Annotated in this window: 16 protein-coding genes; 1 reads left to right on the top strand and 15 read right to left on the bottom strand. The window is 51.4% G+C overall.

The genetic code is table 11. From position 1 onward, the window contains the following. Nucleotides 1-27: 27 nt before the first annotated feature. The 11 genes from L9W92_RS02985 to proB form a co-directional block, all read right to left on the bottom strand. Nucleotides 28-222 (bottom strand): DUF3795 domain-containing protein, encoded by a 195-nt coding sequence (locus L9W92_RS02985; RefSeq protein WP_240082262.1) that lies wholly within the window; start codon nt 220-222, stop codon nt 28-30. Further along, on the bottom strand, nt 223-1764 hold the full coding sequence (locus L9W92_RS02980) for an HD domain-containing phosphohydrolase (protein WP_240082261.1): 1542 nt from the start codon (nt 1762-1764) through the stop codon (nt 223-225). A 54-nt stretch (nt 1765-1818) separates the two neighbouring features. Further along, entirely contained in the window at nt 1819-4299 is a 2481-nt protein-coding gene (locus L9W92_RS02975; RefSeq protein ID WP_240082260.1) for a DNA internalization-related competence protein ComEC/Rec2, read from the bottom strand. Between the two features lie 274 nt (nt 4300-4573). Then, nucleotides 4574-5251: a lytic transglycosylase domain-containing protein gene (locus L9W92_RS18770; protein ID WP_282442281.1), complete on the bottom strand. Its 678-nt coding sequence runs from the start codon at nt 5249-5251 to the stop codon at nt 4574-4576. Nucleotides 5252-5336: 85 nt separating this feature from the next. Then, entirely contained in the window at nt 5337-5996 is a 660-nt protein-coding gene (locus L9W92_RS02965) for a ComEA family DNA-binding protein (RefSeq protein WP_240082259.1), read from the bottom strand. Nucleotides 5997-6588: 592 nt separating this feature from the next. Beyond that, a complete protein-coding gene (locus tag L9W92_RS02960; protein WP_240082369.1) occupies nt 6589-7194 on the bottom strand; it encodes a DUF421 domain-containing protein in 606 nt (201 codons plus the stop codon). A 112-nt stretch (nt 7195-7306) separates the two neighbouring features. Beyond that, nucleotides 7307-9793 carry a leucine--tRNA ligase gene (gene leuS / locus L9W92_RS02955; protein ID WP_240082258.1) on the bottom strand — a complete coding sequence of 829 codons (2487 nt, stop codon included), beginning with the start codon at nt 9791-9793 and terminating at the stop codon, nt 7307-7309. A 225-nt stretch (nt 9794-10018) separates the two neighbouring features. Then, nucleotides 10019-10375 carry a ribosome silencing factor gene (gene rsfS, locus L9W92_RS02950; protein WP_240082257.1) on the bottom strand — a complete coding sequence of 119 codons (357 nt, stop codon included), beginning with the start codon at nt 10373-10375 and terminating at the stop codon, nt 10019-10021. 117 nt (nt 10376-10492) lie between these two features. Beyond that, the gene (locus L9W92_RS02945) at nt 10493-10747 is read right to left on the bottom strand and encodes an RNA recognition motif domain-containing protein (RefSeq protein ID WP_240082256.1); all 255 of its coding nucleotides are present in this window, start codon (nt 10745-10747) and stop codon (nt 10493-10495) included. Between the two features lie 104 nt (nt 10748-10851). Continuing rightward, nucleotides 10852-11478: a nicotinate-nucleotide adenylyltransferase gene (gene nadD, locus L9W92_RS02940; RefSeq protein ID WP_240082255.1), complete on the bottom strand. Its 627-nt coding sequence runs from the start codon at nt 11476-11478 to the stop codon at nt 10852-10854. A gap of 80 nt (nt 11479-11558) precedes the next feature. Beyond that, nucleotides 11559-12692, bottom strand: coding sequence for a glutamate 5-kinase (proB, locus tag L9W92_RS02935; RefSeq protein ID WP_240082254.1), 1134 nt, complete (start codon nt 12690-12692; stop codon nt 11559-11561). A gap of 220 nt (nt 12693-12912) precedes the next feature. On the opposite strand from proB, the gene L9W92_RS02930 reads away from it, so the two are divergent. Continuing rightward, nucleotides 12913-13236, top strand: a complete 324-nt coding sequence (locus tag L9W92_RS02930) for a hypothetical protein (RefSeq protein ID WP_240082253.1) — start codon at nt 12913-12915, stop codon at nt 13234-13236. A gap of 6 nt (nt 13237-13242) precedes the next feature. On the opposite strand, the gene obgE is transcribed toward L9W92_RS02930, so the two are convergent. The 4 genes from obgE to rplU form a co-directional block, all read right to left on the bottom strand. Next, entirely contained in the window at nt 13243-14511 is a 1269-nt protein-coding gene (obgE, locus tag L9W92_RS02925; RefSeq protein WP_240082252.1) for a GTPase ObgE, read from the bottom strand. A 23-nt stretch (nt 14512-14534) separates the two neighbouring features. After that, a complete protein-coding gene (locus L9W92_RS02920; RefSeq protein WP_240082251.1) occupies nt 14535-15110 on the bottom strand; it encodes a Spo0B domain-containing protein in 576 nt (191 codons plus the stop codon). A 74-nt stretch (nt 15111-15184) separates the two neighbouring features. Continuing rightward, complete coding sequence (rpmA, locus tag L9W92_RS02915; protein ID WP_282442280.1) at nt 15185-15457, bottom strand: 50S ribosomal protein L27; 273 nt, start codon at nt 15455-15457, stop codon at nt 15185-15187. A gap of 43 nt (nt 15458-15500) precedes the next feature. Beyond that, nucleotides 15501-15812 (bottom strand): 50S ribosomal protein L21, encoded by a 312-nt coding sequence (gene rplU, locus L9W92_RS02910; protein WP_240082250.1) that lies wholly within the window; start codon nt 15810-15812, stop codon nt 15501-15503. Nucleotides 15813-15887: the final 75 nt, after the last annotated feature.

Here is a 15887-nt window from a genome sequence, read left to right as displayed (position 1 = left end):
CCCGGTTACAATAAGAGCACAGAAATATTATCCAAACGGACGTAATTTTGCGCAGGGGAAGTCATCGCACTCAAAGCAAGATCTGAGCTCCCTTTCCATTAAACAGCCAAGTGTGTTGCAAAGGTAAAATTGCAGCGGGCTGTCCGGCTTTGCTTGATTAATTTCATCCGCTGTTTCATTTTCTTCGCCGGGATGGGCACCCGGCGGTTGAGTACCGTTCATCTAATCACATACCTTTTCCCAAACTCGGTGTTCTTTAAAAACATTAAACAATTCACTGTCCAGCTTGCCTTCTCTTACCATAAAACCAAGAATGCGCAGGGCCTCTTCCCATGGTATGGCTTTTTTATAAGGGCGGTCTCCCGCCGTCAGCGCGTCATAGATATCGACCAGAGACAGTATTCTCCCTTCAAGAGGGATAGTGCCGTTTTTCAGCTTGTTGGGATAACCGTTTCCGTCCAGAAACTCATGATGCATGCTCGCAAACAGGGGAACATCCTTGAGTTTTTTGATAAAAGTAATTTTTTCCAGCATTTTGCCTGTTACCTCCACATGCTGTTCCATTATGTCCCGTTCTTCGTCCGTGAGGGTACCCTTGCGGATGCACAGGCACTCCAGTTCCGCCGGGCTTAGATATGGTTTCTCCACACCCTCCGGATCAAGATATTTGCGGCCGGCGGCCTCGCGCAGCTGCTCAAGAAGCTGGTCGTCAATAAAGGTTGCCGGATTGTCACACTTGACGATCAACTCCTTTATTTCTTTGATCTTTACCAGGCGCTCCGCGCTTAGCAGGATCTCCCGCTCAGCTTCCTCCGGCATTCCTTTTTTCAACAGTTCCACTTGCCTGGCGAGACTGTTCATTTTTTCGGACTGGCTGATAAAGTCCATTCGCTGCAGCACGATATCTATCCGGCCTTCCAGGCGGGTGGCCTTATTCATCACGGATAAAGGCGTGGTGACCTTGCCGATGTCATGCAGCCATCCCGCCATGGTTAATTGCTCAAGCCTTTCCCGGTTAAAGTGCTCTTGCGCCAGAGGTCCATCCTGAACAACGTTTACCGCTTCCGCGGTCGCCCTCGCCAGCATGGCGACGCGCCTGGTGTGGTTCGCGTTGTACGGTGTCCTGGCGTCGATGGCCGTAGCCATTACCTGCACAAAGGAATTAAACAGGTTTTCAATATCTCTTAAAAGCTGCGCGTTGGTCAGGGCGATGGCGGCCTGGGAGGCCAGGGACTCAATCACTTTCTGGTAGTGTGCAGGGAATACTCTGACTGTGCGGTTGTCACTTTCCAGGGAATTGATCAGCTGCAGTACGCCGATGATTTCTCCCTCGTGGTCTTCCAACGGCACGACAAGCATCGACTTGGTACGGTAACCCGTGATCCGGTCATAATTGCGGGGGCCGGAAAAATCAAACCCTTCAGCGAAGTATACATCGGCTATATTCACCGTTTTGCCGGTAAGCGCCACATAGGCCGACACATTACTCTCCACGAGCGCCACCGGCGGCAGTTTGACTTCTTCCCCTGAACCGCCCAGGAAAACATTTTGAGACTCTGTCTGCACTATTTTAAAAACGAGTTGATCATTTTGCCGCAAATAAAGGGTGCCGGCGTCACTGTTCGTAATATTGCGCGCTTCAGAGACGATCATCTCCAGCAGCCGGTTGTGATCTTTTTCGGCAGTGAGGGCGATTCCCACATTCAGCAGGTTTTCAACCTGGCTAAAGACATATTCTTCACTGCCCGTTTGAGAATTCTGCATTCACTTCACCACTTTATAAATTTTTCATCAACATGATAATAGCAAACTACATTATCATTTCGCATCTTTATTTTTACCGGTCTTCACCTCAAGCCGGCGTCCGTCTGTTTCAAAGAGCACTGCCCCGTCCAGGTCGGTGCGGTAAACCCGCACCCCTTCCCGATTAAGCGTATCCAAGGTGAACTGGGCGGGGTGGCCGAAGTTATTGTGAGCGCCAACGGAAATTACCGCCGCTTCAGGATTCACCTGTTCCACCAGCGCCGGCAGCAAGGAACGGCTGCCGTGGTGGGGCATTTTTAAGACATCCGCCCGCAAGTCCGCCCCTCCTTGGATTAATTCGCTCTGCGCATCCATCTCGACATCTCCCGTAAACATGAATGACCTTTGTCTGTACGTCAGCTTAAGCACCAGTGAGCAATTGTTCATATTAGATATTGTCTTGCCCGCCGTCAATCCGGGATAAAGCACTTCCACCTCCGTCTCACGGTCCAGCTTAATCATGTCGCCAGCGCCGGCAGTCCGCACCGCGGTGCCGGCGGCGGCCATTTTTTTCAGCAAATCTATATAAGCTAAAGGTACTTCTTCACCGGTGTCATTTTTTCCTTTTTTTTTGACGGTGGTTGTTTCTTCAGCCCCCGATTCTTCCAGGCTCTTCAGGACTTCGTCCATTTGTGAAACAACCGCCATTTTTACAGGAAAATTTCTTACTACCGCGGCGGCGCCGCCGGCGTGATCTTCGTGCGGGTGAGTCAAAACCAGTACGTCCAAACGCCTGACCCCGATTTTATGCAAGTAGGGCGTTACCACTTGGTCACCGGTCCCGGTGCCGGTTTGAAATTCATCCCGCCTGCCGCCGGTGTCAATCAACATGTTATTGCCGCCCGGAGTTTGCACCAGAATGCAGTCCCCCTGTCCGACATCCAGAAAATGCACCGCCAATTCCCGCCCGCCGGCCAAGGACGTCCAAACCAAAAAGAGCGCGGCGCCAAGCGCCAGCCCTACTATTATCCATCCTTTCACCCGCTCTTTCACAGCCGGCCCGGGTCCTCCTGAATGGAGCCAGCCAATTGCCAGCAGACCACCGTACCAGACCACCGCCAGCGCCTCCGGCGGCGTGGGCAGGTAAAACACCGCGCCGGGCAGCCCTTGGAAGAAGCCGACGATCTTCAAGAACATATTGATAATGATACCGTTGCTTACATTCACCAAAACAGCCGGCGGCAGCCAGACCATGCCCAGAAACGCGGATATGACACCCAGCAGCATGATTATTCCAACCAGGGGCACCGCCACGAGGTTGGCCAGGAGCGATACCGGCGAAATCATGTTGTAATACCAGGCCACCAGCGGTATTGTCGCCAGCTGGGCGGCCAGGGGGACTGCCAGCGCCTGGGCTAAAGGACGGGCCAAACCGTCCGGAAAAACTTTGCACAGCCCGGCACAGCCGTTAGCTATAATAGGTGACAGATAGAGAATTCCCCATGTGGCGGCGAAGGAAAGCTGAAATCCCGGATGGTAAATTTGCAGCGGGTTCCAGAGAAGGATGGCCAGGGCCGCCAGCGCCATGGTGGTGGGCCAGTCCCGGTCACGGCCCAACTGGTGCGCCCAGAGCAACAAAAGGGCCATGACGGCCGCGCGCAGCACAGCCGGGTTAAACCCGGTCATCAGGACATAAAAAATTAATACCGGCGTGACCAGCGGCACCGTCAGTCCTGGGGGCAACCTCAGCAGCCGCAACAATCCTACCATTCCGCCCAGCACCAGGCCGATATGCAGCCCGGAAACACTAAGGATATGTACTATTCCAGTTTCAGTAAAAGCCTGCCTTGTTTGAGGGTCAATCAGCCCTTGAGTGCCGAAGACAATTCCGTTTAATACTGCCGCTTGAGTTGGCGCGAGCGACGCGGTGGCGGCTGAAGACAGTTTCCGTTTCAGCTGCAGGGCAGCGTTCAGCAGCGGGTTAACCGTGTTGTCGCCGGTTTTTTCCACAGATTTTTCACCCCGGGCCATCAAGACTACTCTGATGCCCTGCCGCTCCAGATACGTCCTGTAATTAAACCCACCCGGGTTGCCCGGCAAATCCGGCCTGGCCAGCAGCCCGGCTGCTTTCACCACGTCGCCGTAACCGAGGACCCGGTTTGATTCCTTGACCTGAAGCCGCACCTTCCCGGTGACCGCCCGGCTCTCCTCACCCGACGACAGCTCCCGCGCCTGCAGCAGGTAAAACACTTTATCCTCCCGCACATCCGGCTCCGCCACTATCCGCCCGGTGAGAACCACCTGCCGCCCGGAGTATTCAACCAGAAGCGTTTCACTTTCTTCAAGCGCCAGGCGGGACATGGCCAGTCCCAGGCAGAAAAAGAGAATTAAAATAACCCGGCGATTTTCCCGCCAGGCCACCGCGTAACCGGCCGCTGCCGCCAGCAGGCAAAAACCCGCCAGCGGCAATGCCAAAGAAGAGCTAATGTTTACCAGTCCGCCTGATAAAACACCTGCCATGTAACAGGCAGTAAGAACAATCAGAGGTCTGTTCATAGAACTACCTCGAATAATTACAGGTATTTAGGAGTCAGGAGTCGAATAAAACATTTTAAGACACATGCATGGCAAAATAATCATATAATTTCAGTTGAATTAAAAGACCCCATCCGCTTTGGAGCATGACTTGAACCTATTTTCCAGAAAATAGTTTTCCAAAGAATGGCTAAAGATGGTTATTCTAATAAACTAGTTAACCGAACCCAAATAATTTAAGATGATATATACGAGTCTCTTTTCTGACTACTGACTCCTGAGTAATTACCAAGGCTTAAACTATAAAGTTTACCCTGTTTTCCAACACCTTGCGCACATAATCCCTCGTTTCCCGGTAATTCGGTATTCCACCCGCCCGGTCGACCGCGCCCGGACCGGCGTTGTAGGCCGCCAGCGCCAAGCTGCTGTTCCCATTGTAGCGGTTTAGGAGCTGCCTCAAATAGCGCACGCCGCCGTCCACGTTCTGCACCGGATCATAAGGGTCATCCACACCCAGGGAATCGGCTGTGCCGGGCATCAGCTGCATCAATCCCATGGCTCCCGCGGGCGACGTGGCGTTCGGGTTGAAGCTGGACTCCGCCTGGACTACCGATTTAACCAGCGCCGGGTCAACCCCGTACTTGGAGGAAATTCTTTCAATCAAACCGGCCAGGCCTGTACCGGCGGCAGTACCGGACTTTTGCGCGCTTCTGGATGAAACAGTGCCGGTTGAAGCGGATTTTACCCGCCGTGTGGAAACACTGCCGGGAACACCGTAACTGGATAGATAGTCACCTTGGCCGAGACTGCCGCCGGCTATGGCCAGGGCCAGCAGCGACTCAAAATCGCTGCCGTCGCCGCCGGCGCTACCAAAGATACCGGCGCTACCGGTCTCATCGACTTTTTTTTCTCCGGTAAGAGCAGTTTGCAGATAATTCATTAACAGCATTCTAACCAGTATGCTTACATCCAAATGCGAAACCCTCCGTTTCCCAAAGGTTGTGTTTTAACAATATTATCGGCGACAACGCGCGCTTCGCACAGTGCAAGTTGCATGATTAACGCACGGTTATCTTGTCCTTAAGTTCCTCAAACTTTTTATCGCCTATGCCCGACACATTTTTAATATCTTCGATGCTATAGAAAGACCCGTTTGTCTCGCGGTATTGGACAATTCGCTGCGCCAGCGACGGACCGATCCCGGGAAGCGTGTCCAACTGGCTGAGATCCGCCGTGTTTATATTCACTAGGCCGTTAGCTTGGGCTGAACCAGCCTGACCCGCGCCCTGCCCGGGAACTGCGGCGCCATATCCACCTCCGCCGGGTGTGTTTTCGGAAATGTTCCCAGGCGTGTCTGGAGAGGATGTTTTAAATGGGACAGGTATTGTCTTGCCGTCATTGAGCAGCGAAGCGAGCTGTAAAGAATCCAGATCAGCGTCCTCTTTCGGCCCGGCCATGTTAACGGCGTCAATGACCCTCGCACCTTGAAACAATTTGTAAACTCCCGGCCTGTCTACCGCCCCCACTACATGCACCTGTATTTCCTTTGTCTTAGTTTCAGTTGTATTCTCCAACGCGGGCTTGCTTTCATTCGCCGCACGCTCCTTTATTTGAGCGTAACGGTAGCCCCCGCTGAATAAAATCACCCCTGCCAGCAGGAGTATAATCAACTGTTGTTTCCGATCGAGCTGAATAATACGTCCCCACCGCCCTGCCAAAGAAAACTCTGCGGTTTGCAACAAATCATTGATATTCTTTACATATTTAGAGTAATTCTACCAACAACAGCATTTTCCTTTTTTTATTTTAATCATCATTAAGTTTGTTTGCCGTTTCAAGGTATTAATACATATAAGAAAATATTGTAAGCTATCGTTTGGAAGCGCCGTCCGCGCTATATACGCTTTCCGCAATACCGAAGACTTCTCCAAATGCTGATTTTTATAAAGGGTTGGAAAGATAAATCTATACAGCCTATAATTTATATTTATCCCTCCATTTACTAGGCAGAGTAATGTTTACATAAACTTGGAATATGATATGCTTTATCAAGCAACATCTTCTGGCAATGCTTCGGGATGGCTGGAAATTCGGGTGGTAATAAGCAATTTTTTAAGATTTTTTCATGAATCAGTAAAATGCAAGTATTAGTTTTGGAGGATATTTCTATATATAGCCATCATTATGCTGACAGCCGAACCGAAGAATCGGATGAATTGTTTAGATTTGAATTGGGGCTGATGAATATATAACTAAACCCTTTAGCCCTAAAATTCTAGTGGCAACTATTTTTTTATATACCTACCACGCTTATTTTTCATTGACGAACAGCCTGCCGTCGGTCCCCAGCGTGGCGAGCAGGACTTTCTTCGGTTCAAGCCCGCGCTCTCTTAGCTGCTCGTTGAGCCAGTTTTCGTCAAGGTTGACTTCTTTTAAGTTTTCGCCGATCACACTGCCGTCCATCACCAGTACCGTGGGGAGACCTTCGTAAGGAGTCGAAATGCCCAGGTCGGCCGGGGTAACCGGGCGGTACTGGGATTTTAAAATAACACTGAGTTTCCCGGATGTCTCCAGTACGGCAAACTCCACTTCACCCACGTCGACGATCCCTTTATCCCTGAGTTGTCCCAGCAGATCATCCAGGTTATAGCGCGCTTTTCTCATCTCGTTGCGCAACAGCTGCCCGCTTTTGATAATTACCTGCGGGCGGCCGCAGACAATACAGCGCAAGGTTCTGCTGAACAGGGTGGCGTAGGACATCACCACCTCCAGCAAGCCCAGGATAACCAGAGGCAGAATACTATTCCAGAGCGGCTCATCAGTGGCCTCCATCGGTATGGCCGCCAGCTCGGCAATAATTATCGCGACTACGAAATCGAAAGGGGAAAGCTGGCCGATTTCCCGTTTCCCCATCATTCTGATCACTACCAGGACCAAAAAATACACAAAAACAGTACGGTAAATATGTTCGAGGAGCAATTGCCGCACCACCCCTGCCGTTTTACACACCGTACTGTTATGTTTCGCCTTATTTTATTACGATATTCACCAGTTTATCCGGAACGGGGATCACCTTGACCAATTTTTTGCCTTCAATCAGCTGTTGCACCCGCGGTTCCCCCAGCACCTTCTCCCGCAGCGCGTCGGCAGACAGTCCGGCAGGAACCAGCAGACGTTCACGCACTTTGCCGTTCGTCTGCACCACTATGGTTATCTCTTCTTCTTTGATGGCAAGCTCGTCGTAAACCGGCCAGGGCTGGCTGTGAATGCTGCCGGTGTGCCCGGTGGCTTCCCAGATTTCCTCGGTGATATGCGGGGCAAAAGGCGCGAGCAATAGCAGCAGGGCGTCAATTGCTTCCCGCAGTACCCCTTGATCCCGGTCGGTCTCGGGGAGTTCTTTATACTGGTATAGCGCGTTGACCAGTTCCATGATGGCGCTGACCGCAGTGTTGAAGTTGAAGCGCGCGCCGATGTCATCCGTGACTTTTTTGATTGTACCGTGCGTCACCCGGAGCATCTCGCGGTTGGCGCCCACTTGCTTGGCGCGGGGCGCGTCATCCGCCGCACTCTTTATTTTGTCGGCCAGGGGGGCCACCAAACGCCAGACCCGGTTCAAGAACCTGTAGCAGCCCTCCACTCCCTGGTCACTCCATTCCAGGTCGCGTTCCGGGGGAGCCGCGAAAAGTATGAAAAGCCTGGCAGTATCGGCACCGTACCGCGCCACGATATCCTCCGGACTGATCACATTGCCTTTCGACTTGGACATCTTGGTCCCGTCTTTAAGCACCATGCCCTGGGTCAATAAGTTGGTGAAAGGCTCCTGCACGCTCACCAGTTTCAAGTCGTAAAGCACTTTGGTGAAAAACCGGGAGTATAACAGGTGCAGAATGGCATGCTCCACCCCGCCGATATACTGATCAACCGGCAGCCACCTGTCCACCTTGGCCTTATCCCACGGTCCTGCTGTCTCCCGCGGACTGGTATAACGGAAGTAATACCAGGAAGAACACATAAACGTATCCATCGTGTCGGTTTCTCTTTTGGCCGGCCCGCCGCATGCAGGGCAGACAGTATTGACGAATTCCGGGCATTCAGCCAGCGGGGACTGCCCGGTCGGCCTGAACTCCACTTCCCTGGGCAGCAGCACCGGCAATTCGCTTTCAGGCACCGGGACGGTCCCGCACCTTTCACAGTACACGATGGGGATCGGCGCCCCCCAGTAACGCTGGCGGGAAATCAGCCAGTCGCGCAGCCGGAAATTCACCCGGAAACGGCCCCACCCTTTCTGCTCAAGATATTCCGTAATAGCTTTAATGGCCTCCGTATTGGGCATCCCGTCAAACTGCTCGGAATTCACCAGCACGCCTTCTTCTTCATATGCGCCTTCCATGGCGGCGGGGTCCAGATCCTCTCCCGGCGGCTGAATTACCACCCGGATCGGGAAATCATATTTCTTGGCAAACTCGAAGTCCCGCTGGTCATGCGCGGCGACACCCATGACACAGCCGGTGCCGTACTCCAGCAGAACGTAGTTGCCGATCAGCACGGGCACTTTTTCGCCGTTCACCGGGTTGATGCAATACGCTCCCGTCGGCAGGCCGATCTTTTCTATCTCATTGGAAGTGCGGTCTATTTCGCTCATGTTGCTTACCTTGCGCACGAATTCCTTTATCTCCGCTTCGTAGTCCGTACCCGCGACCAGTTTTTCCACCAGCGGGTGCTCCGGCGCCAGCACCATGTAGGTAACCCCGAAAACAGTGTCCGGGCGGGTGGTGAAAACAGTGATCACTTCGTCATGGCCGACAACTTTAAAGTCTATTTCCGTGCCCTCGCTCCGCCCGATCCAGTGTTCCTGCATGATTTTGACCTTGTCGGGCCAGCCTCCCAGCAGGTCAATGTCCTTGAGCAGGCGCTCCGCGTAATCGGTAATTTTAAAGAACCACTGGGCCAGCTCCCGTTTTTCCACCGGGGCCCCGCAACGCTCGCAGCTCCCGTCTTTCACCTGCTCGTTGGCGAGCACCGTGGCGCAGTCCGTACACCAGTTTACCGCTGCTTGTTTTTTATAGGCCAGCCCCTGATGGAACAACTGGAGAAAAAGCCACTGGGTCCAGCGATAGTACTCCGGGTGGCAGGTGGCGACTTCCCGGTTCCAGTCATAGCTTATGCCCAGCTGCTTTAGCTGCTCGCGCATATTGTCTATGTTATCCACGGTCCAGTCGGCCGGGTGGATGCCGCCGTGTTTTATCGCCGCGTTTTCCGCCGGCAGGCCGAAAGCATCCCATCCCATCGGGTGGAGCACGTGATAGCCCTCCATGGTCTTAAAACGGGCAACCACATCGCCAATCGAATAATTCCGCACATGGCCCATATGCAATTTCCCGGAAGGATAAGGGAACATTTCCAGGCAATAATACTTTGGCCGGTCCGAGAAATCAGGCACTACGTAAAGATTCTCCGCGGCCCAGCGTCCCTGCCACTTTTTTTCCACTTCTTGAAAGTCATACTTTTCTTTCAATTATCCCATCTCCTTATCTGAAAGCCGCCTCACTGACGCAGCCACCATGCTTCTCGGATAAAGGCGTTTTTACCCATTTGCAAATTTTATCATAAAAACATGGATTACTCAAGGCTCGCGCCGGACAGCAAGAAAACCTCTTTCCCGCGAGAGACAAGAGGTTTGCCGCACATCAATAAATTTTGCTTTAAGTGTGCCCTGTGATATCTACATGCTTCTTTAATGTCAAATATTAACGGGAAGCCCCACCACCTGAGCGTCACCCCACAGGCGTTCAAGATTATAAAATTGCCGTTCAGATTCCCGGAAGACATGAATTATGACATCACCGTAATCCAACAACACCCAGTTGCCTTCCCGGAAACCTTCCCGGCGCAAAGCAACAACCCCGTCTTTATCCAATCTCTCCTGGATGTTCTCAACAATAGCCTGCACTTGGGTTCCTGAGCGGCCGCTGCAAATAATAAAATAGTCCGCGATAATAGATATTTCACGAATATCAAGAACGGTTATGTCCATTGCTTTCTTGTCTTCCGCCGCCTGCACCGCAATGTTCACCACTGCCTGTGGACTTAAGGACAACGCCACTCCTCCTTAATACTGACTAAAATATAATATTCTCTTCCATATACAATGCCACAGCAAAATATGGCTCAAAATATTACTAAGAGAAAACCTCCTTTAATGGAGGTTTTTCCTTTATCTTTCTTCCCGCGCCCTTGCCTCATTAACGGTGATAACCCTACCGTCAAGATCCGTGCCGTTCATTGCGGCTATCATTGCTTCCGCATCTTCCTCCCGGACTTCAACAAAACCAAACCCGCGGGAACGACCAGTCTCACGATCTGTAATAACGCGGCTACTCAGAACTTCGCCATGTACTGAAAAAGCATTGGCGAGATCTTCAGCTTTAGTAGCCCACGGTAGATTTCCCACATATAGTGTACGCGTCAAAAGTAATCACCTCTTTCCCTTCCGAAACTTATTAATTGGAACTATTATCTGCAAAAGGAACTGTCCTAATGCAATCTTAATCAGACTAAGATTTTTCCAGGCTTTTAGCGCCGGTATAATTTTTTTTTGGCGATATACTCTTCCACAGGCTCCGGCAGCAGGTACTTAATTGTTTTTCCTTCACGCACACGCCTTCTGATATCAGTTGATGATATCGCCAATGCGGGAACCTCCATACCCAGTATCTTTTTTTCCGGGCACTGAATAAAAGCGCCGACCTTTTCCCAAAGCTCGTCCAACCGGTAACCAGGCCGGGACGCCGCGACAAAATAGCACAGCGATAATAATCTTTCGACATTTTTCCACGTAATAATTTCTAATATTGCGTCGGCCCCGGTTATAAAATAGATTTCCGCTCCCGGGTACTGGTTCATGATAAACTGGATCGTATCAACAGTATAAGACGGGCCGGGACGGTCAATCTCGATGGATGAAACCTCGAAAAAAATATTGGAGTCAATCGCCAGTCCGGTCATCAGATAACGATCTCCCGCATCGGCAAGATCATGCCCCGGCTTATGCGGCGGCTTGCCGGCGGGGATAAATATAACCTTGTCCAGCGCCAGTTCTTCCCTCGCGCCTTCCGCGGCAACCAAATGGCCATAATGAATCGGGTCGAAGGTTCCGCCCATTACTCCCAACTTGCACACCCGACCGGTACTCTTTCTCATAACTAAAATATTACATTCTTCTCATCTAAAATGCAAGTAAAAGTCATTGCATGATAAAGTGTGACAAATTTTAGCCTTTCTTATAAATCCAGAACAAGATTATTGCGGTGCACTACTTCATCGTAATCCTTATGACCAAGAATACGCGCGATATCTCTAGTCTGAGCGCCCTTAATCTTTTCGATCTCAGCGGAAGAGTAGTTGGTCAACCCTCTAGCTATTTCCTGCCCGTCCGGACCGACTATACTGACGGTATTGCCCAGTTCAAAAACTCCCTCCACCCCGGTTACACCTGAAGGCAGAAGGCTTTTGCCATATCTCGACAGTGCCTGAGTCGCCCCTTTGTCCACGAAAATCTCTCCTTGAACGGTAGAGCTGTAGGCAATCCACTTTTTTTTGTTTTCAAGTTTGTTCACTAACGGCCAAAAAACGGTCCCTTCCAGTTCACCGGCGATAATCCGGCGCAGCACGTCTTTTTTTCCCGACCTGGCAATCACTGTTACCACTCCGGAGTGCATGGCTATCCTGGCAGCCTGCAGTTTGGTAGTCATTCCACCGGTACCCATGCTTCCGGCTTCACCCTCACCAGCCAGCTTTTCCAGTTCCGCAGTTATTTCAATTATATCATAAATTATCCTGGCGTCCGAATTTTTGTGGGGGTCCGCCGTGTAAAGCCCGTCAACATCGGAAAGCAAAAACAACATTTCCGCATCGATCAAACTGGCCACCAAAGCCGAAAGGTTGTCGTTGTCACCCAGTTTAATTTCATCCACGGCCACCATGTCATTTTCGTTAACTACCGGGATAACGCCAAGCCGGAGTAATGTATGCAAAGCGTTCCTTGCATTTAGAAACCGGCGCCTGTCAGAGAAATCCTCCCGTGTCAAGAGCACCTGGCCGACAGTCAAACCGTATTCGGCGAAAATCTTTTCATAGATATGCATCAGCATACCCTGACCGACGGCCGCCGCCGCTTGTTTTTCCGGGATGTTCTTCGGCCGGCTTTTCAAGCCCAGCTTCCCGGCGCCCGCGCCTACAGCGCCCGAAGTGACCAGGATCACTTCTTTTCCTTGATTGCACAGGTCGGCAAGCTGGCGAACCAAAGTCTCTATCTGAAAAAGATTAGGCCTGCCATTAGGGTGATTGACCGAACTGGTACCCACTTTTACGACAAAACGTTTAAATAAATGAAAATTACGTTCCTGCTCTTCCATACTGCCTCACTTAATGACGGCTCCTTTGTTGGCCAAACCATGGATAGTATACCATATATGATTATCTATTAAAAGTGGCAAGCAGTCAGGGTCTCCAGCAACCAGCCCGAATACCGCCGCTTATCTTTTACAGGCCTTTATCCTTCATCCGGGCTGCTCACTTGTGAACATCAACCTGTAGTTGTAAAATAATACAATACAAACTGGCACTTGGATATTCATGGACGGAAGGAATTCCGGCGCTCCGCGAGGAAATTGCCGGCTGGGTCTTTCGCAGCAGGGGAATGACTGTTCATCCACAGGATATCTTCATTACTTCCGGGGCTACTCAGGCGCTGCCTATATTGGCAGAGTTGCTGTCGGTGCATGGGAAAGAATCTGGATGGAAGATCATATCAGTTCCTTCTGGGAGGGATACTTCCGGCGGCCCGTCGTACCGCGCTGTTCCGGTCCGCGTAAAAAAATGCCCAGGGTTATTTATGTGGGTACTTTCCGGAAAAATCACCGTATCCAAGAATCTCGTAAGAATACAGACGATAAGTAATTTCCCTTAATCCACATATTCGAATTCAAACCCGCCGATTTTAATTGTATCCCCTTCTTTTGCCCCCGCGTCCTTTAGAGCGTCGTCAATACCCATGCGCTGCATAATTCGCTGCAGGCGCTCAACTGACTCCTCGTTGTTCAAATCGGTCATGGCAACGTGACGCCGGACTTCTTTACCTCCGACGATAAAACAATTATCCTCGCGTTCGACCGTAAATCGCGGCTGCGCAACGTGCGTGACATTATATTGCGGTTCAACGGCAGGCTGCGCTTCCGGGGGAAGTTCCTCCAGCAAATCGGCCACTCTGTAAATCAAGGCGTCAAGGCCGCTCCCGGTAACAGCCGAGATTGGGAAAATATCATATTGGTCTTGATAAATATCTTTAATTCTGGAGAGGTTTTCCGCCGCTCCGCTTAAATCCATCTTGTTCGCGGCGACGACTTGCGGCTTTTTACCGATGGCGGGATTGTACAAAGTCAGTTCCCGGTTGGTCACCCGCAGGTCATCCACCGGGTCACGTCCTTCGCTGCCCGCGGTGTCAAGAACATGCACCAGCAGGCGGGTGCGCTCCACATGCCGCAAAAAATCGTGGCCCAGACCGGTACCCGCATGGGCGCCTTCAATTAAACCCGGTATGTCGGCCACTACGAAACTGCGTCCGTCTTCCAGACGCACCATGCCAAGATTCGGCGTTATCGTCGTAAATGGATAATCGGCAATTTTGGGCTTGGCCGCGGACACCCGGGATATTACAGTTGATTTGCCCGCGTTGGGGAATCCCACCAGGCCGACATCAGCCAGCAGTTTGAGCTCCAGTTCAAGCCAGCGCTCTTCTCCGGGTTCACCCTTTTCAGCCAATTTGGGCGCTTTGTTATGGGGGTTGGCAAAATGCACGTTTCCCCTGCCGCCCCGCCCGCCCCGGGCCGCCACTACCTCCTGGCCGTTACCAGTCAGATCAGCGATTAGTTCACCGGTTTCCGCGTCTCTGATCACTGTCCCCACCGGCACACGAATAGTCAGGTCATCACCTGATCCGCCATGCTTGTTTTTGCCCTCACCATGACGGCCGCGCCCGGACTTGTAATGACGCTTATAACGAAAGTCAACCAGTGTGCGCAGCCCCTCGTCGGCGCGCATAACAACATCCCCGCCCCGTCCGCCGTCGCCGCCCCAGGGGCCGCCTTCCGGAACGTATTTTTCCCTGCGCATGGCGACACAGCCATTTCCGCCGTCGCCGCCCTTGACAAAAATTTTTGCTTTATCGTAAAACATCTTAGATTCACCTGACAGGTATTTTAACCATTAATTGCGTCTTTACGGGGAAAAATCAAAAAAATTTCTATGCCGCTGTTGGCAATCGCCATGTTGACCCGGCCGCCGTGCGGGCTCAGGAGTTCTCCAACACTGGCAAGCCTGTTTTCAAACCGGCGCAAATCTGTCTGAGGAGGTTCCGGGAATAGCAGCCGGCAATCATATTTTTTATCATTCTCATTCAAAATAATCTCAAGGCGTTTCCCGGTGACTTCCGGCGAAAAAATTGTTTCAAGCGTGCAATCCACCAACTGCTCGATAGCCTGTCCAATCACCTGACCCGGCACTCCGCAGCCGGTTAAATCCGAGTTAACAGTTAACTCGACTTCCACTTGATATTTCGCCGCTTCATTCAAGCAGTAAAGTAAAGCTAAAGAAACCTCCGGTATTTTAACCCTGCTAGTTTTGCTCGCATGGGCAATCTCCAAACCAACTTGGCTAATATACTCCCGCGCCCTGTCAACTTTGTTTAACTGCAGCAAACCGGAAATAACTTGCAGGTGGTTCAAAAAATCATGTCTTTGCACCTGAATGATTTCTAAGTAGTTCAATAAATTCAAACACATCCCTCCTTCTGCATCTGCTGCAGCCCGTAATAATTAATAAGCGGTCCCCTCCGGGACCGCTGCACTTCTTATCCAACCACTACTGCCTCTGGCGGGTTCACACTGACGATCTTTTTGTCCCTGCCCTTCCGCTCAAAGCTGACTATACCGTCAACCGTGGCAAACAGGGTATCGTCCCCACCCTTGCCAACATTGCGACCCGGGTGGATCTTGGTGCCGCGCTGGCGGACCAGAATATTTCCTGCTAAAACGAACTGGCCGTCAGCCCTCTTCACACCGAGCATTTTCGGTTGAGAATCGCGGCCGTTGCGTGAACTTCCCACACCTTTCTTGTGTGCCAAAACAATCACCTCCAGTACCTAATTTCCGTTAGACTATTTTAAACTAAGCCTCAATTTTTTCCACGGTAACCTGGGTAAACGCCTGCCTGTGCCCCTGCTTGCGGCGGTAATTTTTCTTAGCCTTGTACTTATAAACGATTATTTTCTTGCCCCTGCCGTGCCTGACCACCTTAAAAAACACTTTGGCGTCCTGCACAAACGGCGCGCCCACTACTAATTCGCCGTCCTTAACCACTGCCAATACTTTGCTGATTTCCACCGTTTCACCGGCAACGGCAGGCAACCTCTCAATATAGAGAGTTTCGCCTTCTTGAACGCGGTACTGCTTGCCGCCTGTTTCAATGATTGCATACAATACTATCACCCCGTAATATCAGGACTCGCCGGAATCAGGTAGGAGAGTTCCTCCGTTCTTAAACAAACGCGACCT

The sequence above is a fragment of the Pelotomaculum terephthalicicum JT genome, assembly GCF_022410535.1.
GTDB classification, from domain to species: domain Bacteria; phylum Bacillota; class Desulfotomaculia; order Desulfotomaculales; family Pelotomaculaceae; genus Pelotomaculum_D; species Pelotomaculum_D terephthalicicum.
The sequence above is the reverse complement of the archived record's forward strand: the minus strand, read 5'-3'. Positions and strand labels throughout refer to the sequence as shown.